This is a genomic window from Streptomyces sp. NPDC001380 (assembly GCF_042895785.1).
Classification (GTDB): domain Bacteria; phylum Actinomycetota; class Actinomycetes; order Streptomycetales; family Streptomycetaceae; genus Peterkaempfera.
In genome coordinates, this window is record NZ_JBIAWP010000004.1 from 14,250 (window position 1) to 39,568 (window position 25,319).

The window sequence follows — 25,319 nt, forward strand, 5'->3', positions numbered from 1 at the left end:
GGCGGGACACGGCGTGGCGGGGCCGGGAGCCGGGTGCCCGGCCGGGCCTCAGGCGGCGGGCGGGTCCTCGCGGCCCGGCGGCCGGCCGGGGTCCGGCGCCCCCGTGCCGGACGGCCCCGGGCCCTCCCGCAGCGTGCGCTCGCGCTCCGCGGGCCCGCCCCCCAGCCGGGAGCCGACGACGGCCCAGACGACCCCGAGCAGCAGGGAGGCGGCGACCGCGGCCAGGACGATCACGAGCAGGAGGCGCATCTCTCTCCGCGGGTTTTCCGGGGGCGTTCGTCGGGGCCCGGTTCACGAGTGCACAAAGGGGGGATTCCCTGCCCGCGCGTCCCGAACCCGCCGAAGCGTACGGCGCGCGGGGCGCGGCCGGGCCGCCCGGCGCGCCGGGCCCGTACCGTCCGCGGCCCCCGGGGCCCCGGCCGTGCGGGGCCCGGCCGGCGCCGGCGGGCGCCCCGGTCAGTTGAGGCGGTGCCGTGCGGCCTTCGCCTCCAGCCGGACGCGGGCGGCGGACTCCGGGTCGAAGGCGTCCAGGATCCCCGCGTAGGACTCCATCTCCGCCGCGCCGCCGAGGAAGTCCCCGGTGCGGACCAGGAGTTCGGCGCGCTCCAGGCGCAGCTGGGCCGGGTGCCGCGGCAGCAGCAGCGACAGCTCGGTGGCCCACAGCTGGGTGCGCGCGTGCTCCGGGCGGGACGCCGCCCAGGTGCGGATGTTGCCCAGCACCCGCAGCACGGTGTCGAGCGGCTGCGCCGGGGTGAGCATGTCCTCCGTCAGCGGCCCGCCGGTGGCGGCCGCGACGAGGTCCGAGGCGTCCTCCGGGGAGAGCCGGCGGCCGCCGCGGAACGGGTCGGCGAGCACGGGCCCGCCCTCCTCCGGGCCGCCGACCGCCACCACGAAGTGCCCCGGCAGCGCGACGCCGTGGACGGGCAGCCCGGCCCGCGCGCCGACGGCCGACCACACCAGGGAGAGCATGATCGGCAGTCCGCGGCGGCGCTCCAGCACCGCCGGCAGCAGCGAGGACTCCAGCCGGTTGTAGTCCGACGGCCGCCCGTGGAACCGCTCGCGGCCCGCCAGCACCGCCGCGAGCAGCGCCGCCACCGCCTCCGCGCCGCGGGGCCGGCGCTCGGCGACGGCCCGGCGCACCGCGGCGGCCAGGCCGTCCAGGGCGGCGCCGGCGGCGGCGACCGCCTCGTCCGGGTCGGCCTGCGGGTCCGCCTCCACGGCGGCGAGCAGGCAGAGCAGCACGGGGTCCGGGCACTCCGCCCTGGCCTCGGCGCTGAACCGCGCCCGGCTCTCTTCGCTCACGACTGGTACGGCCCGTTCGCGTCGGTCTGGTCTGTTCCGTCTGTCCGGCCTGTCCGGCCTGTCAGGCCTGTCCGGCCTGTCCGGCCTGTCCGGCCTGCCGCGCCGGGCCCGGCCGGCCCGGCCCGGCCCGGACGTCAGCCCTCCGGCAGCCGGCAGTAGTGGTAAGTGTGGCCGGTGGTGAAGCCCAGCCGGTCGTACAGGGCCACCGCGCCGTCGTTCTCCGCCTCCACCTGGAGGTACGCGCCGGTGGCGCCCTCCTCGGCGGCGCGCGCCGCGAGCGCCGCCATGACCCGGGTGGCCAGCCCCTCGCGGCGCCTCCCCGGCACCACCTCGACCGCGGAGAAGCCCGCCCACGCGCCGTCGACCACGCACCGGCCGATCGCGTCGGGCCCGGAGCCGTCCGCCGAGGGCAGCGAGGCGAACCAGACCGAGGGGCCGCCGTGCAGCACCGCCTGCGCGGCCCGCTCCAGGGCGGCGTCGCCGCCCACGCGCCGGTAGCGCGACAGCCAGCCGTCGGACGCCCGCCGGGCGAGCCGCACCCCGTCGTCCGCCGCGGCGAGCCGGGCGAGCGGCGCCAGCGGGGCCGTCCGGAAGAGCGTGGGCGCCTCCTCGGCGCCGAGCCGCGCCAGCTCCTCGCGGAGCCCCTCCGGCGAGCCGGGCACGGTCACCTCGACCTGGGCGGGCAGCCCGCGGGCGGCGTACCAGGCGCGCACCGCCGCCAGGGCGTCCGGCAGCGGCACGCCGGGATCACCCAGGGCCTGCGCCGAGTTGGCCCGCCGGGTGAAGCCGCCGGCGGCGCGCAGCGTCCACGCGCCGAGCCGCTCCGTCTCGGCCGCGGGCCAGCCGCGGGCGGCGAGGCGCTGCAGCTCCACCGGCCCGGCCTCGGGCGCGGGGGCCCGCCGGGCGGGCGCGGGCGGCACCGGCTTGCCCGCGACGAGCAGGTGCTCGGGGACGGCCGTCTCCCGGCCGTCCCGGCCGACCACGACCAGCGTCCCGGCGTCCCACGATGCGAGCACGCCCAGCGTGTCGCCGAAGACCGGACGGTCCCCCGAGACGTCCAGGACCCGCCGCACCGAGACGCGTCGTCCCACGTCGGAAGGGGTGAGCCGGACCCCGGCGCGCCCCTGCGGCGGATCTCCGTGCGCCATCCCGGCCACCTCCCGTGCATCCAGTGTCGTAGACCCGCGATACTAGGGGCGGGCATCGACGACGACGCGCTCCCCCGCGCGAGAGCCAGCCCCTACGAGGAGGAACGACAGCGTGACCTACGTCATCGCGCAGCCTTGTGTCGACGTCAAGGACAAGGCTTGCATCGAGGAGTGCCCGGTCGACTGCATCTACGAGGGGCAGCGGTCCCTCTACATCCACCCGGACGAGTGCGTCGACTGCGGTGCCTGTGAGCCGGTGTGCCCGGTCGAGGCGATCTTCTACGAGGACGACACCCCGGAGGAGTGGAAGGACTACTACAAGGCGAACGTCGAGTTCTTCGACGACCTCGGCTCGCCCGGTGGCGCCTCCAAGCTCGGGCTGATCGAGCGCGACCACCCCTTCATCGCCGCCCTGCCCCCGCAGCAGGCCTGACGATCGGTGGCACCGACGCTGTGAGCACCAACGACAGCACGCACGCGCCGCTCCCGACCGGCTCGGGAGCGGCGCGCCGCGTTTCCGGGCTCCTCCCGGTCTTCCCCTGGGACCGGCTGGAGCCGTACAAGGCGACCGCCGCCGCGCACCCCGGCGGCATCGTCGACCTCTCGGTCGGCACCCCCGTGGACCCGGTCCCGGAGCTGATCCGCAAGGCGCTGGCCGAGGCCTCGGACGCGCCCGGCTACCCCACCGTCTGGGGCACCCCCGAGCTGCGGGAGGCGATCGCCGGCTGGCTGCGCCGCCGCCTGGGCGCCACCGGCGCCGACCCGTCGGGGGTCCTGCCCACGATCGGGTCCAAGGAGCTGGTGGCCTGGCTGCCGACGCAGCTCGGCCTCGGCCCCGGCGACCGGGTGGCCCTGCCGCGGCTGGCCTACCCCACGTACGAGGTGGGCGCCCGGCTGGCCTGCGCCGAGCCGGTGGTCTACGACGACCCGTGGGAGCTGGACCCGGCCGGGCTGCGGCTGCTCTGGCTCAACTCGCCGTCCAACCCCACCGGCCGCGTCCTCGGGACGGACGAGCTGCGCCGCACCGTCGCCTGGGCCCGCGAGCACGGCGTGCTCCTGGTCAGCGACGAGTGCTACCTGGAGCTGGGCTGGGAGGCCGACCCGGTCTCGGTGCTGCACCCGGACGTCTGCGGGGACGGCCACGACGGCCTGCTGGCGGTCCACTCGCTCTCCAAGCGGTCCAACCTGGCGGGCTACCGGGCGTCCTTCGTCGCGGGCGACCGCGCGGTGGTGCACGAGCTGCTGCAGGTCCGCAAGCACGGCGGCATGATCGTGCCGGCGCCGGTGCAGGCGGCGACGGTGGCCGCGCTGGAGGACGACGCGCACGTGGCGGAGCAGCGGGAGCGGTACGCCCGCCGCCGCAGCGCGCTGCGCGAGGCGCTGGAGGCGTACGGCTTCCGGATCGAGCACTCGGAGGCCAGCCTCTACCTGTGGGCGACCCGGGACGAGCCGTGCTGGGACACCGTGGCGGAGCTGGCGGGCCTCGGCATCCTGGTCGCGCCGGGCGACTTCTACGGCGAGGCGGGCGAGCGGTTCGTGCGGGTGGCGTTCACCGCCGTCGACGAGCGGGTGGACGCCGCGGTCCGGCGGCTCGGCGCCTGACGGCCGGACAGCCGGCGGCCGGAGGCCGTGCGCCACGGACGGGCGGGACCGGGGAGTGTGCAGCTCCCCGGCCCCGCCCGTCCGTGCGTGCGGACGCACCCGGATGCGTCAGAGCGGCAGGCCCTGGATGGGGGAGCCGCCGCCCTGCAGGCCCTGGGTGCCCTGGCTCGCGGCGCCGCCGATGCTGCTGATCAGCGAGGTCAGCGAGTCCAGGCCGCCGAGGCCGCCGGAGGACGAGCCGAGGTCCGGCAGGCCGCCGAGGCGGTGGTGGGCGCCGCCGCCCGCCATCTGGTCCAGGCCGCCGAGCGGGAGGCCGCCGGTGAGCTGGTCGGTGGGCAGGCCGCCGCCGGTGAGGGCGCCGAGCGGGCTGCCGCCGCTCACCGGGCTGACGGCGCGGTTGGCCGCGCCGGAGGCCATGTCGCCGGTGGTGCCCGCGGTGGCGCCGGCCTGCTCCGCGGTGGAGCCGACGAGCCTGTTGACCTCGGGGATCGCGGCACCTGCGGTGGCGCCGAGCGTGTCGGCCGCGGTCGGGACGCCGGAGGCCACCGCGTGGCCGCCTGCGGATCCGGCCTGGCGGCCGGCCTGGTGCGCGACGTCCTGCACCTGGTGGGCGAGGCCGTCGCTGTCGAGCTGGGTCAGCCCACCCAGGTCGGCCGTCCGGGGCAGCTCCGCGGCGGACGCGGTGCCGGCCGCCGCGACCACGGGGGCCGCTCCGGCCGCGACGAGCAGCGCGGCCTGGGCGATCCGACGCGTGAGGGGGAGAGACATGGTGCTCCTAACGGAAATGCGAACAGGACCCGTCCGCCGGGCGGACGTGGTGATTACCGCCGGGGGAGCGGGAAGGTTGCGGCCGCCGAAAGCAAAGACTCGGTAAAGCGGAGGGCGGCTTCCGTGTCGCATTACGGACATTGCGCCCGCGGGGTGCTTCGTCCGCGGAGCGTCGCTCCCCTTGCGCCGCAACGGCGGCGGCCTCCTCGCCCGGTGCGGCGCCCCTCCGTCCGCGGGCCCCGCTCCCGGGCCGTGCGGACGTCAACCGGCGGCCGGGCCGGTTCATCCCCAGGTGGGTCCCCCGGACGCCCCGGACGCTGCCGGCGCCCCGTGCGCTCCGTGTGCCCCGTGCGCTCCGTGCGTCCCGGACGCCGCGGCGGACGCGGACGGGCCCCGGTGCGCCGCACGCGGCGGCACACCGGGGCCCGCGGCCGCGGCCCGTCCGGGTTCGGCCGGGCCGGGCCGGCCGGATCCGGACGGGTCAGAAAATGATCTTCTCGTTCCTCAGGGCGGTCCCCAGCGAGTAGCGGGCGGCGAACGGCCGGCTCACCCGGTTGTAGCCGCGGAACAGCCACAGGCGGCCGGAGGTGTCCCGGGCCAGGAAGTCCGAGCGGCCGTCCCGGTTCACGTCGCCGGTGGAGAGCACGTAGTCGTAGCCCCGGAAGTTGGTGGCCAGGCGGATCCGCCGGTGGAACGGCCGCTTCACGTCGCCGGTGCCCGGGTGCACCCACACCGTGTTGTGGTAGTCCACGCCGAGCAGGTCGGTGCGGCCGTCGCCGGTGTAGTCGAACTTGCCGAAGATCGCGCGGTAGGTGTTCCAGCCGCTGCCGACCCGGATGCGCCGGCCGAGGTGCCCGTTGGAGTAGCCGGGGTGCACCCACAGCACGCCGGACCGGTCGCGGCCGACCACGTCGTCGGCCGCGGTGCCGCCCAGGTTCCCCGGCATGGCGAGCGCGGTGTAGCCGTTCCAGCCGGCCCCCTCGTCGATCGGCTTGGAGACGCCGGAGACGAAGCCGTACAGGTGGCCGTTGCTCCTGTGGCGCAGGAACACGTCCTCGGTGCGGTCGCTGTTGATGCTGCCCGCCACCGCGCCGTTCACGAAGGAGTAGCCGGAGTAGCACGTCGGCGAGCCGAAGCCGCCCTTGCTCGACGGGTTCCACCCGCAGAGGGTGCCCTTGCCGTCGATGGCGTTCAGCGGCAGGGCGGCGACGCGGCTGGTGCCCGCCCGGGCGAGGGCGGACGGCAGGGCGACGGCGCCCTGCGGGACGCCGGTGCGGACGGCGGCGGTCGGGGCGGTCGGGGCGGCCGGGGCGGACGGGCCCGCGGCCTCGGCGGCCGTCGCGGTGCCGGCCATGGCGGCCGCCATGCCGGCCGCGGCCGTCGCGGTGGCCAGGCGGCGGAGGGTGCGGCGGGCGCCGCCGGGGAGGGAGGACTGCACAGGTGACTCCTCGTCGTCGGGACAGGGGTGTGCACCCGCCGTCGCGGCAGCCGGAGCCCGAAAGTGTGCGGTCGCGCCGGTACGGCGCGGATCCCCCCGCTTCCCCCGTGTGTCCCCCTGCAGCGCGCCCGGGAGGCGCACGCGACGACTGTAGCCAACCTCCGTGACACTCGAACACCTGATTGCGGTTCCGCCCGGCCGGCCCGGGACCGGGGCCCGGGCCGGGGGCCGCGTTCCTGCCCGGGGACCCCGGTCCGGGCCGGGGGCCGCGGTCCGGACCGGGGTGCCCCCGTGTCAGCCGCCCGCGGTCACCAGCACCCGTCCGGCGGGCGCCTGCTCCCCGCCGGCCCGCCAGGCGCCGGAGGAGCCGCCGGTCCGCCACTCCGCTCCCCCGTACGCCACCGACGCGACGCCCAGGTCCGCCGCCCGCGCCACCGCCCAGTGCGCCACCGCCCAGCCGCCGCGGCGGGCCGCCGCGCCCTCACCGGACGGCAGCAGCTCCAGGGCGCGGCCCCCGGCCGCGGCGCGCACCGCGACGGTGCGGCCGAAGTCCCGCCGCACCTGCGCGGCGATCCGCCGGGCGCCCCCGGTCAGCCCGTCCCGCCCGACCCGCGGCGAGGCCGCGGCCACCGGCGCCGCGCCGTCCACGGTGCAGCCCAGCGACTCCGCCTCGCGCCCGGTGAGGGAGCCCGCGAGCACCGTGGCGTCGGTCTCGTGCTTGGCGTACGCCTGCGGGAAGCCGCTCTTCTGCACCGTCTGGGCCGCCTCGGTGAGCGGCAGCCGCGAGTAGCCGGGGACCTTCACCAGCCCGTCGAAGAACTTGTTGGCGGTGTACACCGGGTCGGCGATCTGCCGGGCGGTGCCCCAGCCCTGCGACGGCCGCTGCTGGAACAGGCCGATCGAGTCGCGGTCCCCGCCCTCCATGTTCTCCAGGTGCGACTCCTGCAGCGCGGTGGCCAGGGCGATGGTGACCGCCCGCTCCGGCAGGTTCCGCGACCGGGCCACGGCCGCGATCACGGCGGCGTTGGACGCCTGCGTGGGGTCCAGCACCACCTCCCCGGCGGCGGTGACGACGTGGCACTCCTCGGCGGCGGGCAGGACGTCGCGGCGCTCCGCGAACAGCACGGCCGCCGCCAGCACGGCCAGCGCCAGCACGGCCGGCAGCAGCCACCGCCACCGGCGCCTCCGCCGGGCGGACGCCCCCTTCGGCGACGCGCCCGCCGGCGGTGCCCCTGCCGAGGATGTCCCCATCGCCATCGGACGCCGTCCCTCCCTGCCCTCCCTGCCCTGCGGCCACCCAAGGTACCGGCAGGCCGCGGCGGAGCACGAGGTGCGGCCTGCCCCCCACGGGCCTTCGTTAGGGTGGGCGCATGAGCGACCACCGGCCCGCCCCCGCCCTCCTCGACCTCTCCCTGGACGGCGGCGCGCTCACCGCGCAGCTCGTCGACATCCCGTCGGTCAGCGGGGACGAGAAGGCCGTCGCCGACGCGGTGGAGGCGGCGCTGCGCACCCTGCCCCACCTGGCCGTGGACCGGTACGGCAACAACGTGGTCGCCCGCACCTCCCTCGGCCGCGCCGAGCGGGTGGTGCTCGCCGGGCACCTGGACACCGTGCCGATCGCCGACAACCTGCCCTCCCGCGTCGAGGGCGACCTGCTCCACGGCTGCGGCACCTCCGACATGAAGTCCGGCGTCGCCGTGCAGCTGCGGATCGCCGCCACCGTCCCGGAGCCCAACCGCGACCTCACCTTCGTCTTCTACGACTGCGAGGAGGTCGAGGCGTCCCGCAACGGCCTCGGCCACCTCGCCCGCGAGCGGCCCGAGTGGCTGCACGGCGACTTCGCCGTGCTGCTGGAGCCCAGCGGCGCCGTCGTGGAGGGCGGCTGCCAGGGCACCCTGCGGGTGCGGGTCCGGGTCACCGGGCAGCGGGCGCACGCCGCCCGCAGCTGGCTCGGCGACAACGCCGTCCACCGCACCGGCGAGCTGCTCACGCGGCTCGCCGCCTACCGGCCGCGGCGGGTGGAGATCGACGGCCTGGAGTACCGCGAGGGCCTCAACGCGGTGGGGATCGAGGGCGGCGTGGCCGGCAACGTCATCCCCGACCTGTGCACCGTCACCGTGAACTTCCGCTTCGCGCCGGACCGCACGGTGGCGCAGGCCGAGGCGCACGTCCGGGAGGTCCTGGACGGCTACGACGTCGAGGTCACCGACGCGGCCCCCGGCGCCCTGCCCGGCCTCGCCCACCCGGCGGCCAAGGCCTTCCTCGCGGCCACCGGCGGCGAGCCGCGGGCCAAGTACGGCTGGACCGACGTCGCCCGCTTCGCCGGCCTCGGCATCCCCGCCGTGAACTACGGCCCCGGCGAGCCCAACCTCGCCCACAAGCGCGAGGAGCACTGCTCGCTCGCGGCCGTCGCCGCGTGCGAGCGCCGCCTGCGGGAGTGGCTCACCGCCTGACGTCCGGGCCCGTCCGCCACCCGTCCGGGCCCCGGCGCCACTACCCTTCCTGCATGAACGGCACTGGTGGGCAGGGAACGGGCCCGGGCGACGGGCAGGGCGACGGGCTGCGCGAGGCGCTGCCGAACGGTCGGGGACCGGCGGTCCCGGCGGCGGGTCCGCCGGGGCGCCACCGCTGGCCGGAGCGCCAGCAGGGGCCGCTGCTGCTGCGGCGCGGCCGTGTCGGGGCGCAGACCACCGACCAGCGGCTGCTGGACACCACCGGCCCCACGGACTGGCTGCACACCGACCCCTGGCGGGTGCTGCGGATCACCTCCGAGTTCGTCGAGGGCTTCGGCGCGCTGGCCGAGCTGCCGTCCGCGGTGAGCGTCTTCGGCTCCGCCCGCACCCCCCGCGACTCGGAGGAGTACCGGACGGGCGTCGAGGTCGGCCGGGCGCTCGCCCGGGCCGGCTACACGGTGATCACCGGCGGCGGGCCCGGGGCGATGGAGGCCGCCAACCGGGGCGCCTCCGAGGCCGGCGGCGTGTCGGTGGGCCTCGGCATCGAGCTCCCCTTCGAGCAGGGGCTCAACGAGTACGTCGACCTGGGGCTCAACTTCCGGTACTTCTTCGTCCGCAAGACGATGTTCGTGAAGTACTCCCAGGCCTTCGTGGTGCTGCCGGGCGGCTTCGGGACCCTCGACGAGCTCTTCGAGGCGCTGACCCTGGTGCAGACCCGCAAGGTCACCCGGTTCCCGGTGGTGCTCTTCGGCACCGCCTACTGGGGCGGCCTGGTCGAGTGGCTGCGCGGCACCCTCGTCGCCGAGGGCAAGGCGTCCCCCGCCGACCTGGACCTCTTCCACGTCACCGACGACGTGGGCGAGGTGATGAAGGTGATCGAGGACGCCCGGCGGCGCAACGGCGTCTCCGCCCAGGAGACCGCCGAGGCGGCGGCGTACGCGGCCTTCGAGGAGAACGTCGAGGAGTGCTGAGGGGCCCCCGGGCCCCGGACGGCCGGGGCCGGCCGGGGCCCGGGGCGCCGCGTCAGGCCAGGCCCCGGCGGGCCACCGCCGGCGGCCGGGTGCCGCGGATCGACGCGACCATGTCCAGGACCTGCCGGGTCTCCGCCACCTGGTGCGCCCGGTAGATCCGGGCGCCCAGCCAGGCGGAGACCGCGGTGGCCGCCAGCGTGCCCAGCAGCCGCCCGTCGACCGGCCGGTCCAGGGTCTCGCCGACGAAGTCCTTGTTGGAGAGCGACACCAGCACCGGCCAGCCGGTCGCCGTCATCTCCGGCAGGCGGCGGGTGGCCTCCAGCGAGTGGCGGGTGTTCTTGCCGAAGTCGTGGCCGGGGTCGATGACCACGGCGTCCCGCCGCACGCCGAGGGCGACCGCCCGCTCCGCCAGCCCGGTGGTGACCCGCAGGATGTCCGCCATGACGTCCTCGTAGCCCACGCGGTGCGGCCGGGTGCGGGGCTCGGCGCCGCCCGCGTGGGTGCAGACGAGGCCCGCGTCGTACCGGGCGGCCACCTCGGCCAGCTTCGGGTCCACCCCGCCCCAGGCGTCGTTCAGCAGGTCCGCGCCCGCCTCGCAGACCGCCTCGCCCACCTCGTGCCGCCAGGTGTCCACGCTGATCACCACCTCCGGGTGGCGCCTGCGCAGCTCGGCCACGAACGGCACCGTGCGCCGCAGCTCCTCCTCGACGGTGACCTCCTCGCCGGGGCCGGCCTTCACCCCGCCGATGTCGAGGATCGCGGCGCCCTCGGCCACCGCCCGGTCGGCGGCGGCGAACGCGGCCTCGTCGGCGAAGGTCGCGCCGCGGTCGAAGAAGGAGTCGGGCGTCCGGTTGACGATCGCCATGACGACGAGGTCGTCGTCGCCGAACTCGCACCGTCCGAGCCTGAGTGCCACGCGTCCTCCAGAATCCGGCTGCCGGCCCGTGCGGCCCGCGACGGCCCGTGCCGTCCCGGTCCGCGCCGAGGTGGTCCATGATGGTCACCGCGCGTGCGCGATGATGGCCCGGGGGCCCTGCCAGGGACCATGATCCTCCACGCGGCGGCGCGGGGGTGACCGGGAGGAGCGGATCGTGTTCTGGTTGATCGTGGCGGGTATGGCCGTGGTGGTGGGCGTGGCCGCCCTGGTGGCGCTGGGCGCCGGCGGGTCGATGCCCGAGGCCGTGCACGACCGGCTCGTCCCCGTCCTGCCCCGGGACCGGCCCCTGGACCGGGGTGACGTCGACGGGCTGCGGCTGCCGATGGCGCTGCGCGGCTACCGCATGGACGAGGTCGACGACGTCCTCGACCGGCTCGGTGCCGAGCTGGCCCTGCGCGACGCCCGCATCGCCGAGCTGGAGGCCGCCGCGGCGGGCGGCAGGGTCTCCTGGTCCGACCAGGCCGGGCCCGCCTCCGCGCCGCACGCCCCCGCGCCGCACGCCCCCGCGTCCCGCGAGGACGCCCCCCGGCCGGGCGGCACGACGCCCGGCGGCCCCGCGTCCGGCACCCCGGAGGACCGGGCGTGAGCGCCGCCGCCGGCTCCGACGGGCTGCTGCGCTGCCCCTGGGGCCTCTCCGCCGAGGACTACCGGGCCTACCACGACACCGAGTGGGGGCGCCCGGTCCGCGGCGACGACGCGCTCTTCGAGCGGGTCTGCCTGGAGGCCTTCCAGTCCGGCCTGTCGTGGATCACGATCCTGCGCCGCCGGGAGGGCTTCCGCGCCGCCTTCGCCGGCTTCGTGATCGAGCGGGTCGCGGCCTTCACCGAGGCCGACCGCGAGCGGCTGCTGCAGGACCCCGGCATCATCCGCAACCGCGCCAAGATCGACGCGGCGGTCTCCAACGCCCGCGCCGCCCTGGAGCTGCCCGACGGCCTGGACGTGCTGGTCTGGTCGTACGCGGGCGACCCCGGCCGCCCGGCGCCGCGCACCCTCGCCGACGTGCCGGCCGCCACCCCGGAGTCCGCGGCGCTCGCGAAGGAGCTCAAGCGCCGCGGCTTCCGCTTCGTGGGGCCCACCACCGCCTACGCGCTCATGCAGGCGTGCGGGCTGGTCGACGACCACCTGGCCGACTGCCGGTTCCGGGGCGGGGCGGTGGCCCGCCGCCTGACGGGCCACCGCCCCCGGCGCCCGGCGGGCTAGCGGCCCAGGTACTCGGGCTTCTCCTTGGCGAGGAACGCCCGGACGGCGATCGCGTGGTCCTCCGAGGCGCCGGCCCGGGTCTGGAGCTCGTCCTCCTTCTCCAGCGCCTCGGCGAGCGAGTGCGACCAGCCGAAGTCGACGGACTCCTTGAGGGCGCCCAGCGCCACCGTCGGCCCCTCGGCCAGGCGGCGGGCGAAGTCGCGGGCGGCGGCGGCCAGCTCCGCCGCCGGGACCACCCGGGTGGCCAGGCCGATCTCCAGCGCCTCGGGCGCCTTCACCGTGCGCGGCATCATCAGCAGCTCGGTCGCCCGCGCGTGCCCGACCAGGCGCGGGAGCGTCCAGGACGCGCCGGAGTCGGCGGTCAGCGCGACGCCCGCGAAGGAGGTGTTGAAGCCCGCCGTGTCGGCGACGATCCGGAAGTCGCAGGCGAACGCGAGGGACGCCCCGGCCCCGGCGGCCACCCCGTTGACCGCCGCCACGGTCGGCTTGCGCATCCCGGCCAGCGCCCTGACCAGCGGGTTGTAGTGCTCGGCGACGGTGGCCAGCGCCGGACCGCCGCCCTCCCGCGCCCGGGCGAGGCTGCCGATGTGCTCCTTGAGGTCCTGTCCGACGCAGAACGCCCGGTCCCCGGCGCCGGTGAGCAGCACCGCGCGCACCCCCGGGTCCTCCGCCGCGGCCGCGACGGTGTCGCGCAGCGCCACCTTGGTCGGCGTGTCCAGCGCGTTCATCGCGTCGGGGCGGTTGATGACGACGACGGCGAGGCCGCCGTCGCGTTCGTACAGCACGGGGCTGTCGGCCATGGCGTGTCTGTCCTGTCCTGTGGGGGCGCGCTCCGGTGGGGACGCGGTCCTGCGGGTGGGATCACGGCCAGCATGCCGGAGCCGGACCGGGTCGCGTCAGTGTGACGTGCGGCACCCCGGCCGGTCCGGCCCGGACCGCGGTGCGGGGCGGCGCCCGGCGGCGGCCGGAGGGCCGCCGGAGGTGGCCGGAGGCGGTCCGGACGGGAGCGGCCGCCGCCGCTTCCGGGGCCTCCCCGTTGCGCGTTCTTCCGGCGTCCGGACGACGGAATGGGCAGGTTTGGGGGCTGGTGGCTGCGGATGCGCGAAGAGTGATGTTGGTCATCGGGCCTTCTCATGCGGGATAATGGTCTCCGATCAATGCGTTCGATACCGGCGGTGGACGGACCGGCGGTACGTCGATGAGCAGGTTGCAGGAAGGGGAACGAGCATGGCGGCCATGAAGCCGCGGACGGGCGACGGCCCGCTCGAGGTGACCAAGGAGGGGCGGGGCATCGTCATGCGAGTTCCGCTCGAGGGCGGCGGTCGGCTCGTCGTCGAGCTCACGCCCGACGAGGCCGACGCGCTGGGCGAGGCCCTGAAGAAGGCCTGCGGCTGAGCCTGCGGAAGGCCTGCGGCTGAGGCGGCCGGCCCTTCCCCTCCGCGAGAGCGGCGAGGCCCCGCCGGGACGGACGTCCCGGCGGGGCCTCGGTGTGTGCGGCAGCGGGTGCGGCGCCCGGCCGCGCCCCTCCGGGCGGCCGGCGCCCCGGAACCCCCGGTACCGGACCGCCCGCGGCCCCGGAACCCCCGCGTCCGGCCGGCCTCAGTGCCGGACCGGTCTCAGCGCCCGGCCGGTCTCAGCGCCCGGCCGGTCTCAGCGCCCGGCCGGCCTCAGCGCCGGACCGCGCAGAGCAGCCCGTCGCTCACCGGCAGCAGCGCCGGCAGCAGGGCGTCGCTCTCCCGGACCACCCGCACCAGCTCCCGCACCGCGTGGGTCTGGGCGTCGCGCAGCCCCGGGTCGGCCAGCCGGCCCTCCTGGAAGACGCCCTCGAAGCAGACCATCCCGCCCGGCCGCAGCAGGCGCAACGATTCTGCGAGGTACTCGCGGGACTCCGCCGCGTCCCCGTCGCAGAACACCAGGTCGTACTGGCCGTCCGCGAGCCGGGGCAGCACCTCCAGCGCCCGTCCGGCGATGAGCCGGGAGCGGTTGGCGGCGAACCCGGCCGCCGCGTAGGCCTCGCGGGCCAGCTGCTGCCGGTCCGGCTCGGGGTCGACCGTGGTCAGCACCCCGTCGGGCCGCATCCCGCGCAGCAGGTACACGCCGGACACCCCGGCGCCGGTGCCGATCTCCGCGACCGCCTTGGCCCCCAGCGCCGCCGCGAGCAGCCGCAGGCAGGCGCCGCCGCCCGGCCCTATCGCCCGCACCCCGGCGCGCGCGGCCCGTGCGCGGGCGTGTGCCAGGGCGTCGTCCTCCCCGACGAAGGTGTCGGCGAGGGCCACGCCCGCGAGCCCGAAGCCGGTGATGGCTGCCTCCGTCAGGGACCTGGCCGAAGTCGATGTCGATATTTCCAGCCACAGGTTACTGGCCGTCCCGGGAACCGCGTCCGACGGCGGTGCGTTCACCGGATACGGAGGCGACCGGCCCCCGTGACGGTCCGAGCGTGTGAAACGGGCTTTATCCGGAACTGACGGGCGAGGCGGATATGGTGGTGGCCCTGCTGGGCAGAAGAGCCGACCGAGGAGGTGTGGCTGAGGGCGGCGCCCCTGTGCGGCGGCACTTCCGCAGCGCAGCGTCGGCCCGTACGCCGGAGCCCGTGATGAACCAGCCTGCGCAGTCCCCCGCCGACGAGCCCTCCGCCGACCTGCCGGCAGCGGCCCCGCGGACGGCGATCCCGCACCAGGGGACGCCCGCCACGGCCGCCTTCGCCGAGGGCGCCGACGCGCAGGCCTGGACGCCGCCCAGCTGGGAGGAGATCGTCCAGGCGCACAGCGCCCGGGTGTACCGCCTCGCGTACCGGCTGACCGGCAACCAGCACGACGCCGAGGACCTCACCCAGGAGGTCTTCGTCCGGGTCTTCCGCTCGCTCTCCACCTACACGCCCGGCACCTTCGAGGGCTGGCTGCACCGCATCACGACCAACCTCTTCCTCGACATGGTGCGCCGCCGCCAGCGGATCCGCTTCGACGCCCTGGGCGACGACGCCGCCGAGCGGCTGCCCAGCCGCGACCCGAGCCCGGCCCAGCACTTCCACGACAACCACTTCGACGCCGACGTGCAGCAGGCGCTCGACACGCTGGCGCCGGAGTTCCGGGCCGCCGTCGTGCTCTGCGACATCGAGGGCCTGTCGTACGAGGAGATCGCCGCCACGCTCGGGGTGAAGCTCGGCACCGTCCGCAGCCGCATCCACCGCGGCCGCTCCCACCTGCGCTCCGCCCTGCGGCACCGCGCGCCGGGCTCCGCCCCGGGCCGGTCCCGGCGCGGGGGCTCCGGCCCCGCCGCGGCGGCCGCGACCGCCGCGCCCCCCGCATCCTCCGGTGACACGGGACGGAGGCCGTCGTGAGCGCTGAGCGCCACACCGGGTCGGGGCGCCGCAGCAGGCCGCAGCACGCCGGGAAGCAGCACGCCGGGAAGGACGCCGCCGCCGAGGAGCAGCAGCGCCCCGGCTCCCTCGTGGAGCTCACCCGGGTCGGTGCGGCCCCCGCGTCCGAGCAGTCCGCCGGCCGGCACCACCTGGGCGACCGGCTCGACGGCTTCGTCGACGGCGAACTCGACCACGAGGCCAGGGACCGGGTGCAGGCCCACCTGGCGACCTGCCCCGACTGCCTCGCCGAGGCGGAGGACGCCCGCGCGGTCAAGCAGCTGCTGGCCGGCGCCGGGACGCCCGGGCCCTCCGCGCTGCTGACGGCCCGGCTGCTGGCGGTCGGCGCCGACCGGCCCGACGGCGACGGCGGCACCCTCGGCGGCAGCAGGCTCGACGGCGGGTCCTTCGGCCGGGGCGCCGACCCCTTCGGCGGCGGCACGCCCTTCGGCGGCGGCGCGGCCTTCGGCACCGGGGCGCTGGGCGCGGGCACCCCCGTGCCCGGGGCCGACCCCCGGACCGTGCAGCGCGGCGGCGACCTGCGCCCGCTGGCCCGGCTGCGCAACGCGGTCGCTCCCCCCGACCGCAGGCCCGCGGGCACGGCCGCCGAGCGTTCGGCGCGGCCGTCCCCGGCCCGGGGCCGGCGGTTCGCCTTCGCGGCGGCGGGCGCCTTCTCGGTGGCCGCGGTGGCCCTCACCGGCTTCGGCGGCGTGGGCGCGGTGGACGCGCCCGCGGACGAGCCGTACGGCACCAGCGTCAGCCCGGTCGCCGACACCGGCGGCGCCTTCGACGCGGGCGAGCTCTCCCCGCTCAACGCCCCCGTGCGGGCGGGCTACCCCGTCTCCGTGCCCGCCCCGCTCCCGGACGCGGCGGCCACCGGCGCGGCGGCCTCCCCGTCGGCCGGCACGCGCCTCCACGCCGGCCGCTAGCGGTCCGCGGCCGGCCCGCAGCCGGTCCCCGGTCGGGCCGCTGCTCCGCACGGTGCCCGCGGTCGCGCCGGGACTGGTTGAATCGGAGCTGCGGCCGCGATGGCCGCGGTGGCCGCAGAGGAGCAGCAGCACGGATGAGCGCGACCGAGGAGCGGCCGGGTCGGGACGCCGGCGCGCCGCAGTGGTGGAGCCACCCCGACCGGCCGGCGGACAGGGACGGCGCGCCCGCGGCCGGGGGCGCGGCGGACGGCCGCCCGGTGCGGGCGCCGCTGCCGCCCGCACCCCCGGAGCCGTACGGCGCCCCCGACCCCTGGGCCCCGCCCCCCGCCCCGCCCGGCGACGCCGCACCGGCCCGCCGACGGCGCGCCGCGCTGCTGGCCGGCGCGGTCCTGCTGGCCCTGGTCTCGGGGACCGCGGGCGGCGGCGTGGGCGCCCTCCTGGAGGCCCGCGGCACGGGCGGCCGCCTCACCCTGCCGCAGGTCTCCGACGCGGCCGCGGAGCGGGCGCCGGGCAGCGTCGCGGCCGTCGCCCGGGCGACCCTGCCCGGCGTGGTGTACATCCACGTCAAGGGCCCCCGGGCCGAGGGCACCGGCACCGGGTTCGTCCTCGACACCCGGGGCCGCATCCTCACCAACAACCACGTGGTCGCCCCGGCGGCGTCGTCCGGCACGATCACGGTCACCTTCGACGGCGGCCAGACCCGCCGGGCCACCGTCGTCGGACGGGACAGCGGGTACGACCTGGCGGTGATCCGGGTGGCCGGGGTCTCGGGCCTGCGGCCGCTCACCCTCGGCGACTCCGACCGGGTGCGCGTGGGCGACCCGGTGGTCGCCATCGGCGCCCCGTTCGGCCTGGAGGGCACCGTCACCACGGGCATCGTCAGCGCGACCCACCGGCCGATCACGGCCGGCGGCACGGCCGGGGGCGACGGGGTCTCGTACGTCGACGCGCTGCAGACCGACGCGCCCATCAACCCGGGCAACTCCGGGGGGCCGCTGATGGACGCGGCGGGCCGGGTGATCGGCGTCAACTCCGCCATCCGGTCGGCCTCCGGCACCGGCGACCCGTTCGGCAGCGACCAGCAGTCCGGCAGCATCGGCCTGGGCTTCGCCATCCCGGTGAACGAGGCCCGCCGGGTCGCCGAGCAGCTGGTCAACGACGGGAAGGCGGTGCACCCCGTCATCGGCGTCACCCTGGACATGCAGTTCGCGGGCGACGGGGCGAAGGTGCTGGTGCGGGCGTCCGCCCGGGGCGGGGCCCCCGTCACGCCCGGCGGTCCGGGGGACCGGGCCGGACTCCGGCCCGGCGACGTGATCACCGCCGCCGACGGCCGGCCGGTGCACGACGGCGACCAGCTGGTGGTCGTGATCCGCAGCCACCGGCCGGGGGACACCCTGCGGCTGACCGTGGAGCGCGGCGGCAGCCGGCGCACCGTGGCGGTCGTCCTCGGAGCCGCCGGCGGCTGAGCGGGCCGGCGGCCGGGCGGCCCGGGGCCCGTCCGGGGCCGCGGCACCGGGCCGGGGGCGGCGGTGCCCTGTTTGCCCCGCTCCGCTCCTCGGCCCTGCCTTCCGCAGGCCTCCCGTTACCCTGGTGGGGAGTGCCGTCGCACCGGTACGCCGTCCAGCAGCAGGGAGCCCCGGGTGTTCAACGACATAGGCCTGCCCGAGATGGCGGTCCTCGCCGTCATCGCGGTGGTCGTCTTCGGCCCGGACAAGCTGCCGAAGGTCATCCAGGACGCCATGGCCTTCATCCGCAAGGTCCGCTCCTTCGCCGACAACGCCAAGGCCGACATCCGCAACGAGCTCGGCCCGGAGTTCAAGGACTTCGAGTTCGAGGACCTCAACCCGAAGACCTTCGTCCGCAAGAACCTGCTGACCGGCGACGAGCTCGGGCTCAAGGAGATCCGCAACGGCTTCGACCTGGCGGCGGACGCCGAGCCCGCCCCGGCGCCGCGCCGCACGGTCTCCGGCTCCCTGGACCTGTCCAAGGACGGCGGCCCCGCCGGGGCCGGCGGTCTGCAGGCGGACGAGCGCCCCCCGTACGACCCGGACGCCACCTGAGCCGTCCGGCCCTGCCCGGGACCCGAAACACCGGTGTGTGCGGCGACACGCCGGTGCGCGCCCCTGGCCTCGCTATCCTATTTTCTGCCCTGATGCATCGTCTGTGCCCGAGGGGCCCGGCGCACCCCGCGCCGGAGCAGTGACCACAGCGGTCGGAGGAGGCCCGGGATGGACACGACGAGTCGTGCGGCGGGAGCGGCGGTCGCGCTCGACGGTTACCTGGCGGCGGACTTCCCCTGGTACGGCCTGGACGACGGCTGGACGGGCGACCGCTGGCTGCTGCAGGTCGGCGCGGGCGCCGAGGGCACCGTGGACTACGGCTCCGTCGGCCACGGCGACGAGCCCGCCGCCCGCCAGTACGAGGTGCCGGACACCCGCCGCTTCGCCGTGGTGGTCACCGTGGCGCGCCGCCCGGTGCGGCGCAGCGCCGACGGCACCGGCGTGCTGGAGGCCACCTCGGCCTCGTCGGCCGCCTGGCTGGCCGGCTCGGGCCTCCTGTCGGCCACCTGGCCGGGCCAGCTGGACCGGACGCTCCGTCAGGACTGGCTGGACCAGCAGACCGCCATCGCGTGGGACCTCGCCGACGACCTCGACGGCCCGAACTGGTCCTCGCTCAACCTCCCCGTCAACGGGCAGCCGCAGGACTTCCGCTACCGCGAGTCCGAGTACGGCTGGGTGCTGGCCGGCGAGGCCCCCGGGGTGCTGATCGGCGCCTACGGGCGCGGCATCAGCGCGTACGGGCTGGGCTTCGCCGCCGTCGGCGACGTCGCCCGCCGCTACGCCGAGCCCCGCCCGGCGGGGGCCACCGCGCTCGGCTCCTCCTGACGCACTCCCCGCACGGCGCCCCGCGGACACCGCGGGGCGCCGTCGGCGTGCCGCCGCCGCCGTCGTCGGCGTGCCGCTGCTGTCGCCGTCGCCGCCGTCGTGCGGCCCGGGGCAGGGGGTCCGGACGCACCGCGGGGCGGCCGGGACCGCGTCCCGACCGCCCCGCACCGCCCCTGCCGGGGCGCCGGGCCGCGCCGCTCAGAACTTGTTGCGCGGCGTCAGCCCCAGCGACATGCCCGCCAGACCGCGCTCCCGCCGTCCGAGCTTCGCGGCCACCGCGCGCAGTGCGGCGCCGGCCGGCGAGTCGGGGTCGGACAGGACGACCGGCTTGCCCTCGTCGCCGCCCTCGCGCAGCCGCACGTCGATCGGGATCGAGCCCAGCACCGGGACCTCGGCGCCGGTCGCCCGGGTGAGGGCCTCGGCGACGGTCCGCCCGCCGCCGGTGCCGAAGACGTCCACCATCTCGCCGCAGTGCGGGCAGGGCATGCCGGACATGTTCTCGATCACGCCGACGATCTTCTGGTGGGTCTGCAGCGCGATGGTGCCGGCCCGCTCCGCCACCTCGGCCGCGGCCTGCTGCGGGGTGGTGACGATGAGGATCTCCGCGTTGGGCACCAGCTGCGCCACCGAGATGGCGATGTCGCCGGTGCCGGGCGGCAGGTCCAGCAGCAGCACGTCCAGGTCGCCCCAGTAGACGTCCGCGAGGAACTGCTGGAGCGCGCGGTGGAGCATCGGGCCGCGCCACACCACGGGCGCGTTGCCCGGGGTGAACATGCCGATGGAGATCACCTTCACGTCGTGCGCCGACGGCGGCATGATCATGTTCTCGACCTGGGTGGGACGGCCGTCCACGCCCAGCATCCGCGGCACGCTGTGACCGTAGATGTCGGCGTCCACCACGGCGACCTTCAGGCCGTCGGCGGCCAGCGACGCCGCCAGGTTCACGGTCACCGACGACTTGCCGACACCGCCCTTGCCGGACGCGACCGCGTACACCCGGGTCAGCGAGCCCGGCTTCGCGAAGGGGATCTCCCGCTCGGCGGCGCCGCCGCGCAGCAGCTCGGACAGCTCCCGCCGCTGCTGGTCGCTCATCACGTCCAGCTCGACCTCGACGCCGGAGACGCCGGGCACCCGTCCGACCGCCTCGGTGACGCGGGAGGTGATGGTGTCGCGCATCGGGCAGCCCGAGACGGTCAGCCAGACGGCGACGCGGACCGCGCCGCCCTCGCCGACCTCCACCGATTTCACCATGCCCAGCTCGGTGATCGGGCGGTGGATCTCCGGGTCCTGGACGGTCGTCAGCGCGCTGCGTACGGACTCCTCGAGTGCCGTCGCGCCGCCGGCCCCGCCCTGCGTCTCATTGGCCATGCACCGATGGTACGGCGCCGGGCTCCGCCCCAGCTCCGCCGGTGGGGTGCGGCCGATCACACGGCCGGGCCGCGGGTCCGACGGCCGGGCCGCGGGGCCGACCACCCGGCCGGGCCGCAGGGACGGACCGTGCGGCCGGACCGGCCGGGCCGCCGGCGCGGCCGGGGCTCAGCGGCGGTCGGGGACGTCGTCGGCGTGCGGCGAGAGCTCCCGCCGCTGCTCCTCCAGCTCCTTGAGCAGGATCTGCAGCTCCGAGCGGAGGAAGTCGCGGGTCGCCACCTCGCCCAGGCCCTGCCGCAGGGCTGCCACCTCGCGGGTGAGGAACTCGGTGTCGGCGATGTTGCGCTCGCTGCGCGCCCGGTCCTGCTCCATGTTCACCCGGTCGCGGTCGTCCTGCCGGTTCTGCGCCAGCAGGATCAGCGGCGCCGCGTACGACGCCTGCAGCGACAGCGCCAGGGTGAGGAAGATGAAGGGGTACTGGTCGAACCGCAGGGAGCCCGGCGCCAGGCTGTTCCAGCCGACCCAGACGACCACCACCACCGTCATCCAGACGATGAACCGGCCCGTCCCCAGGAAGCGCGCGATCTGCTCCGACAGCCGCCCGAACGCCTCCGGGTCGTACGCGGGCAGCCGCACCCAGGACCGGCGCCCGCTGCGCGGCTGGTCCAGCCGGATGCGCCGCCGCTCCTCGTGCTCGCCGATCCGTGCCGCGGCGCCCTGGACCGCGGAGGGGCCCCCCTCGCGCAGCCGCAGCTCGCGCAGCTCCCTCAGCTCCCGCAGCTCGCTCTGGAGCCGGGAGCGGCCCTCCTCGCGGCCCTCCCGGTCCCGGCGGCCCCGGCCGCCCCGCTCACCGTCCACCGCCGGCCACCCCCTCGGGCGGGAGGTCCTCGACGTGCACGGTGGACTCCCGCCAGTCCTCCGGCAGCAGGTGGTCCAGGACGTCGTCCACGGTGACGGTGCCCAGCAGGTGGTCGGCGTCGTCCACGACGGGTGCGGCCACCAGGTTGTAGGTCGCCAGGTAGCTGGTGATCACGGGCAGCGGGGTGTCCGGCGGCAGCGGGTCCAGGGCGCGGTCGACGATCGCCCCGACCAGGGTGAACGGCGGCTCCCGCAGCAGCCGCTGGAAGTGCACCATGCCCAGGTAGGTCCCGGTCGGCGTCTCGCTCGGCGGCCGGCAGACGTACACCTGCGCCGCCAGCGCCGACTTCTGGTCCGCGACCCGCACGCGGGCCAGGGCCTCCGCCACCGTGGCGTCGGGCTCCAGCACGATCGGCTCGGTGGTCATCAGGCCGCCCGCGGTGTTCTCCTCGTAGCCCAGCAGGCGGCGCACCGGCTCGGCCTCGTCGGGCTCCATCAGCCGCAGCAGCCGCTCGGCCTCGTCCTCGGGCAGCTCGGAGAGCAGGTCGGCGGCGTCGTCCGGGTCCATGGCCTCCAGGATGTCGGCGGCCCGCTCGTCCTTCAGCTTGCCGATGATCTCCACCTGGTCGTCCTCGGGGAGCTCCTCCAGGACGTCCGCGAGCCGCTCGTCGTCCAGCGCCGCCGCCACCTCGACGCGGCGCTTGGCCGAGAGGTGGTGCAGCACGTTGGCCAGGTCGGCGGGGCGCAGCTGCTCGAAGGTGGCCAGCAGGTTGGCGGCGCCCTGCCCCTCCTCGGTGAGGGAGAACCCGGTGACGGCCGACCAGTCCACGGTCAGCGTCTCGCCGCGGCGGCGCAGCCGGCCCGTCTTGCCGCGCTGCACGTAGACCTTGGAGACCTCCCACTCGCGCAGCCGGGTCTGCACCATCGCCACGTCCAGGACGGTGACCTGCTCGCCGGTGTCGGTGAGGGTGACGCGCCGGTCCAGCATCTCGCCGAGCACCAGCGTCTCGGTGGGCCGCTGCTCGAAGCGCCGCATGTTGATCACGCCGGTGGTCAGCACCTGGCCGGACTCCAGGCTGGTCACCCGGGTCATCGGCAGGAAGATGCGGCGGCGGCTCACCACCTCGGCGACCAGGCCCAGCACCCGGGGCGGCCGGCCGCCCAGGCGCAGCGAGACGACGACGTCGCGGACCCGTCCCACCTGGTCGCCGTTGGGGTCGAAGACCGCGACGCCGGAGAGGTGGGAGATGAAGACCCGGTTGGCTGCTCCTGCCATGGCCTCCTCGGTCTCCTCCCTCGTCATGGCCTGCTCACGGGCGTGTCGCCGTGCAGCCAGGCTACCTGCGGCTCCGGGCGCGGGCCCGCCGGGCACGGGACCCGTGCGGCCCGCCCCGCCCGTGCCCGTCCGTCCCCGCCCGTGCGCCCGCCCGTGTGTCCGTCCTGCGGGCGGGGCGTGGGGGCGCGGTGGAGGGCGCCCGGGGGGCCTCCCCGAGCCGAACCTCCGTTGCGGGTCCCCGCCCACGCTGCGGTAGCTTTCTGGCGTCCCACCAGCCCCTACCCCGACACGGCGCGGCCACCGCCCCGCCGCCCGTGCCGACCGCGGGAGGAACAGGCCCATGCCGACCCGCCGCACCGCCCTCGGCGCCGCCTGCGCGGCCGCCGCCCTGGCGCTCGCCGCCGTCGCCGGCTGCAGCAGTCCGCCGCCCCCCGACCCCGACGCGGGCACCAACGGCATCGGCCGGCAGGCCCCGGAGGCCATCGCCTCCCGTGCGCGGGCCGCCGCGCTCGCCGCCCCCTCGGTCCACCTGTCCGGCACCGTCGTCAGCGGCGGGGCCACCTACCGCCTCGACGTGCGGCTCAGCGCCGCGGGCGGCACCGGGAGCGTCGTCAGCGGGAACCGCTCCTTCGAGCTGCTGCGCGTCGGCTCCCGGCTCTACGTCAAGGGCGACGCCGACTTCTACGCGCAGGCGGCCGGCGGGAAGCCGCCGAGCAGGCTGGAGGGCCGGTACGTGCGGGTCCACGCGACCGACCCCGCCTACCGGCAGCTGGCGGTCTTCACCGACAAGGCGGCCCTGCTGAACAGCATCACCGCCCTGGGCGGGCCCGCCCGCAAGGGCGACTACCGCGAGGTCGGCGGGGTGCGCACGGTCGCCGTCGGCACCGACGGGGGCAGCACCCTGCGGGTCTCGCTCGAGGGCACCCCCTACCCGGTCCGGGTGGAGCGCGCCCGCGGCGCCGGCGTCCTCGCCCTGACCGACTACGGCAAGGACCTCACGGTGAAGGCCCCGGCGCCCGGCCAGGTGCTCGACTACGGCACGGCGGGGGCGGCGGGCAGGGGCTGACGCGCGCCGGCGCCCGGCGGGCCCGTCCCGGCCCGCCGGCGCGGCTCAGCGGCCGCGGCGGCGCAGGAGCAGCCGGGGGAGCCCCGCCGGCACCGGGCGGCGGGTGGTGGCCGCGGACGGCAGGGGCCGCGCTGAGTGGGAGCCGTCGGGCATCGCGCCGGGCCGCTGCGCGGTCGGACCGGCCGTCTCCAGCCGCAGCACCCGGCACTCGCGGGCCCAGCGGTCGGTGACGGTGTCGGTGTCCGGGGCGTTGAGCCGCTTGCCCTTGAGCTCCTCGACCGCCGCCCGCCAGGCGTCCCCGCCCGGGGCCAGCTCCACCACCCGCACGGGCCAGGCCGCCAGGCGGCCGCCCTTGTCCTTGCTGCGGGCCGTCACCAGCGCGTCCTGACCGTCCGCCAGGCCGTGCAGCGGCTGCTCGGCCCCGTCGCCGACGACGACCACCGCCCCGTCCTGCCAGACGTGCCACAGGGGGCGGGCGGGAGCGCCGCCCGCCGAGACCCAGAGCAGGCCGGACTTCTTCGCGGCCTCCTCCACCAGGGCGGGGTCGAGGAACTCCCCGGCCTCCTCGGCCTGCGGGGCGGGTGCGGCGGTCACTCGGTCCATGGCGCACAGCGTACGGGGCGGGGCCGTCCCGGGCGGTCCCGGGCGGCGGGGCCGCAGGGCCGCGCCGGGGGGCCGCCCCGCGCCGCGGGGGCCGCCCGGAGGGGTCCACTTCCCGGACGACAGTGGTGTCCGACGGTGACGGGCCTTACGGTGAGAGGTGCCACCCCGCCCCGCCGCACCACGAGGAGCGCCGTGCCCGCCGCCCGGCCCGAGACCCCCGCCCGCGCCACCGGTACCGGGCACGCCGGCGCCGCCGACGCCGCCGACGCCGGGCCGCCGCACCGCCTGCCGGTCGCCGACCTGCTCCTCCTCGCGGTCTCCGTCGGCGGCATCTCCCTCTCCGCCCCGCTGATCAGCGCCACCGCGGCCCCCGCCCTCGCCATCGCCTTCTGGCGCAACACCATGGCCGTGGGCGTCCTCGGCCCGTACGCGCTGCTGCGGCACCGCGCCGAGCTGCGCCGGATCGGCCGCCGCGCCCTGCTGCTCACCCTCGCGGCCGGCGCGCTGCTCGCCGTGCACTTCGCGCTCTGGCTGCCCAGCCTGCGGATGACCTCGGTGGCGTCCTCCACCGCCCTGGTCACCACCACGCCGCTGTGGGCCACGCTGATCATGCGGCTGCGGGGCCGGTGCGCGGCGCCCGCGGTCTGGGCGGGCACCGCCATCGCCTTCACCGGCGTGCTGGTGCTGACCGGCGTCGACCTCTCGCTCTCCCCCCGGGCCCTGGCCGGCGACGCCCTGGCGCTGGCGGCGGGCCTGGCCGCCGCCGGCTACCTGCTGCTGGGCGCCGAGGTCCGGCGCACCGTCTCCACCACGGCGTACACGCTCGTCTGCTACGCGACCACGGCGGTGCTGCTGCTCGCCGCCGCCCTCGCCTCGGGAACCGCCCTCGCCGGCTGGGACGCCGGGACGTGGGGGAAGCTGGCGCTGCTGACCGCCGCCGCGCAGCTGCTCGGCCACTCGCTCAGCAACCGGGTGGTGCGCACCCTGGGGCCCGCGGTGACCTCCACCGCGATCCTGCTGGAGACGCCCGGCGCCGCGCTGATCGCCGCCCTGTGGCTCGGGCAGATGCCGCCCGTCGCCGCCTACCCGGCGGTCGCGCTGATCCTCGCCGGCCTGGTGCTGGTGGTCCGCGCCGGCCGGCGCGGCTGAGCCGCCCGTCC

General features: G+C 77.2%; 26 protein-coding genes and 1 pseudogene. 14 read left to right on the forward strand and 13 right to left on the reverse strand.

The annotated features are described in order from the left end of the window. Positions 1–48: 48 nt before the first annotated feature. The 3 genes from ACFY07_RS06625 to ACFY07_RS06635 form a co-directional block, all read right to left on the reverse strand. Positions 49–249 carry a hypothetical protein gene (locus tag ACFY07_RS06625; protein ID WP_390867691.1) on the reverse strand — a complete coding sequence of 67 codons (201 nt, stop codon included), beginning with the start codon at positions 247–249 and terminating at the stop codon, positions 49–51. 207 nt (positions 250–456) lie between these two features. Further along, complete coding sequence (locus ACFY07_RS06630) at positions 457–1,302, reverse strand: transglutaminase family protein (RefSeq protein ID WP_390867692.1); 846 nt, start codon at positions 1,300–1,302, stop codon at positions 457–459. Between the two features lie 134 nt (positions 1,303–1,436). Then, complete coding sequence (locus tag ACFY07_RS06635) at positions 1,437–2,450, reverse strand: GNAT family N-acetyltransferase (RefSeq protein WP_390867693.1); 1,014 nt, start codon at positions 2,448–2,450, stop codon at positions 1,437–1,439. Positions 2,451–2,562: 112 nt separating this feature from the next. Between ACFY07_RS06635 and fdxA the strand changes: the two genes are divergently transcribed. Together fdxA and dapC are read left to right on the forward strand one after the other, a co-directional pair. Next, entirely contained in the window at positions 2,563–2,883 is a 321-nt protein-coding gene (fdxA, locus tag ACFY07_RS06640; protein ID WP_230746915.1) for a ferredoxin, read from the forward strand. A 20-nt stretch (positions 2,884–2,903) separates the two neighbouring features. Then, positions 2,904–4,052, forward strand: a complete 1,149-nt coding sequence (dapC, locus tag ACFY07_RS06645) for a succinyldiaminopimelate transaminase (protein WP_390867694.1) — start codon at positions 2,904–2,906, stop codon at positions 4,050–4,052. A gap of 629 nt (positions 4,053–4,681) precedes the next feature. Here dapC and ACFY07_RS06650 read toward each other — a convergent pair. From ACFY07_RS06650 to ACFY07_RS06660, 3 genes and pseudogenes are all read right to left on the reverse strand, one after another. Beyond that, positions 4,682–4,820, reverse strand: a pseudogene (locus tag ACFY07_RS06650) (ATP-binding protein); the annotation flags it as partial. Between the two features lie 481 nt (positions 4,821–5,301). After that, a complete protein-coding gene (locus tag ACFY07_RS06655) occupies positions 5,302–6,258 on the reverse strand; it encodes an FG-GAP repeat domain-containing protein (protein ID WP_390867695.1) in 957 nt (318 codons plus the stop codon). A 294-nt stretch (positions 6,259–6,552) separates the two neighbouring features. Beyond that, positions 6,553–7,515 carry a hypothetical protein gene (locus ACFY07_RS06660; protein WP_390867696.1) on the reverse strand — a complete coding sequence of 321 codons (963 nt, stop codon included), beginning with the start codon at positions 7,513–7,515 and terminating at the stop codon, positions 6,553–6,555. Between the two features lie 113 nt (positions 7,516–7,628). Between ACFY07_RS06660 and dapE the strand changes: the two genes are divergently transcribed. Beyond that, positions 7,629–8,711, forward strand: a complete 1,083-nt coding sequence (gene dapE, locus ACFY07_RS06665) for a succinyl-diaminopimelate desuccinylase (RefSeq protein WP_230746911.1) — start codon at positions 7,629–7,631, stop codon at positions 8,709–8,711. Between the two features lie 53 nt (positions 8,712–8,764). Further along, the gene (locus ACFY07_RS06670) at positions 8,765–9,682 is read left to right on the forward strand and encodes a TIGR00730 family Rossman fold protein (protein ID WP_390867697.1); all 918 of its coding nucleotides are present in this window, start codon (positions 8,765–8,767) and stop codon (positions 9,680–9,682) included. 52 nt (positions 9,683–9,734) lie between these two features. Here the strand turns inward: ACFY07_RS06670 and folP are convergent, their stop codons facing one another. Continuing rightward, a complete protein-coding gene (gene folP, locus ACFY07_RS06675) occupies positions 9,735–10,547 on the reverse strand; it encodes a dihydropteroate synthase (protein ID WP_230746939.1) in 813 nt (270 codons plus the stop codon). A gap of 226 nt (positions 10,548–10,773) precedes the next feature. Between folP and ACFY07_RS06680 the strand changes: the two genes are divergently transcribed. Both ACFY07_RS06680 and ACFY07_RS06685 read left to right on the forward strand, forming a co-directional pair. Further along, positions 10,774–11,205, forward strand: a complete 432-nt coding sequence (locus ACFY07_RS06680; RefSeq protein ID WP_390867698.1) for a DivIVA domain-containing protein — start codon at positions 10,774–10,776, stop codon at positions 11,203–11,205. After that, positions 11,202–11,819: a DNA-3-methyladenine glycosylase I gene (locus ACFY07_RS06685; protein ID WP_390867699.1), complete on the forward strand. Its 618-nt coding sequence runs from the start codon at positions 11,202–11,204 to the stop codon at positions 11,817–11,819. Before ACFY07_RS06680 ends, ACFY07_RS06685 begins: the two co-directional genes overlap by 4 nt. On the opposite strand, the gene ACFY07_RS06690 is transcribed toward ACFY07_RS06685, so the two are convergent. Beyond that, positions 11,816–12,619: an enoyl-CoA hydratase/isomerase family protein gene (locus ACFY07_RS06690; protein WP_230746908.1), complete on the reverse strand. Its 804-nt coding sequence runs from the start codon at positions 12,617–12,619 to the stop codon at positions 11,816–11,818. The genes ACFY07_RS06685 and ACFY07_RS06690 overlap by 4 nt on opposite strands. Positions 12,620–13,046: 427 nt before the next feature. Here ACFY07_RS06690 and ACFY07_RS06695 point away from each other — a divergent pair, with 427 nt between their 5' ends. Further along, a complete protein-coding gene (locus ACFY07_RS06695) occupies positions 13,047–13,214 on the forward strand; it encodes a DUF3117 domain-containing protein (protein WP_107101321.1) in 168 nt (55 codons plus the stop codon). Positions 13,215–13,486: 272 nt separating this feature from the next. On the opposite strand, the gene ACFY07_RS06700 is transcribed toward ACFY07_RS06695, so the two are convergent. After that, positions 13,487–14,134 carry a class I SAM-dependent methyltransferase gene (locus ACFY07_RS06700; RefSeq protein ID WP_255744850.1) on the reverse strand — a complete coding sequence of 216 codons (648 nt, stop codon included), beginning with the start codon at positions 14,132–14,134 and terminating at the stop codon, positions 13,487–13,489. Positions 14,135–14,298: 164 nt separating this feature from the next. Here ACFY07_RS06700 and sigE point away from each other — a divergent pair, with 164 nt between their 5' ends. The 5 genes from sigE to ACFY07_RS06725 all read left to right on the forward strand — a co-directional run bounded on the left by sigE (position 14,299) and on the right by ACFY07_RS06725 (position 18,988). Next, positions 14,299–15,156 (forward strand): RNA polymerase sigma factor SigE, encoded by an 858-nt coding sequence (gene sigE / locus ACFY07_RS06705; RefSeq protein WP_390867700.1) that lies wholly within the window; start codon positions 14,299–14,301, stop codon positions 15,154–15,156. Beyond that, positions 15,153–16,103: an anti-sigma factor family protein gene (locus tag ACFY07_RS06710; protein WP_390867701.1), complete on the forward strand. Its 951-nt coding sequence runs from the start codon at positions 15,153–15,155 to the stop codon at positions 16,101–16,103. The genes sigE and ACFY07_RS06710 overlap by 4 nt, the downstream gene beginning before the upstream one ends. A gap of 134 nt (positions 16,104–16,237) precedes the next feature. Next, positions 16,238–17,569, forward strand: coding sequence for a S1C family serine protease (locus ACFY07_RS06715; RefSeq protein ID WP_390867702.1), 1,332 nt, complete (start codon positions 16,238–16,240; stop codon positions 17,567–17,569). Positions 17,570–17,743: 174 nt separating this feature from the next. Beyond that, entirely contained in the window at positions 17,744–18,163 is a 420-nt protein-coding gene (locus ACFY07_RS06720) for a sec-independent translocase (protein ID WP_230746901.1), read from the forward strand. Between the two features lie 168 nt (positions 18,164–18,331). Further along, positions 18,332–18,988 (forward strand): hypothetical protein, encoded by a 657-nt coding sequence (locus ACFY07_RS06725; protein WP_230746899.1) that lies wholly within the window; start codon positions 18,332–18,334, stop codon positions 18,986–18,988. A gap of 198 nt (positions 18,989–19,186) precedes the next feature. Here the strand turns inward: ACFY07_RS06725 and ACFY07_RS06730 are convergent, their stop codons facing one another. The 3 genes from ACFY07_RS06730 to ACFY07_RS06740 form a co-directional block, all read right to left on the reverse strand. Further along, positions 19,187–20,356: an Mrp/NBP35 family ATP-binding protein gene (locus ACFY07_RS06730; RefSeq protein WP_390867703.1), complete on the reverse strand. Its 1,170-nt coding sequence runs from the start codon at positions 20,354–20,356 to the stop codon at positions 19,187–19,189. Between the two features lie 168 nt (positions 20,357–20,524). Continuing rightward, on the reverse strand, positions 20,525–21,103 hold the full coding sequence (locus ACFY07_RS06735) for a DUF1003 domain-containing protein (RefSeq protein WP_374228245.1): 579 nt from the start codon (positions 21,101–21,103) through the stop codon (positions 20,525–20,527). Between the two features lie 100 nt (positions 21,104–21,203). Then, positions 21,204–22,490, reverse strand: coding sequence for a magnesium transporter MgtE N-terminal domain-containing protein (locus ACFY07_RS06740; RefSeq protein ID WP_230746895.1), 1,287 nt, complete (start codon positions 22,488–22,490; stop codon positions 21,204–21,206). Positions 22,491–22,830: 340 nt separating this feature from the next. On the opposite strand from ACFY07_RS06740, the gene ACFY07_RS06745 reads away from it, so the two are divergent. Beyond that, complete coding sequence (locus ACFY07_RS06745; RefSeq protein WP_390867704.1) at positions 22,831–23,556, forward strand: hypothetical protein; 726 nt, start codon at positions 22,831–22,833, stop codon at positions 23,554–23,556. A gap of 45 nt (positions 23,557–23,601) precedes the next feature. Here the strand turns inward: ACFY07_RS06745 and ACFY07_RS06750 are convergent, their stop codons facing one another. Beyond that, the gene (locus ACFY07_RS06750; protein WP_390867705.1) at positions 23,602–24,159 is read right to left on the reverse strand and encodes a hypothetical protein; all 558 of its coding nucleotides are present in this window, start codon (positions 24,157–24,159) and stop codon (positions 23,602–23,604) included. 192 nt (positions 24,160–24,351) lie between these two features. On the opposite strand from ACFY07_RS06750, the gene ACFY07_RS06755 reads away from it, so the two are divergent. Beyond that, positions 24,352–25,308 (forward strand): DMT family transporter, encoded by a 957-nt coding sequence (locus ACFY07_RS06755; RefSeq protein ID WP_390867706.1) that lies wholly within the window; start codon positions 24,352–24,354, stop codon positions 25,306–25,308. Positions 25,309–25,319 lie beyond the last annotated feature (11 nt).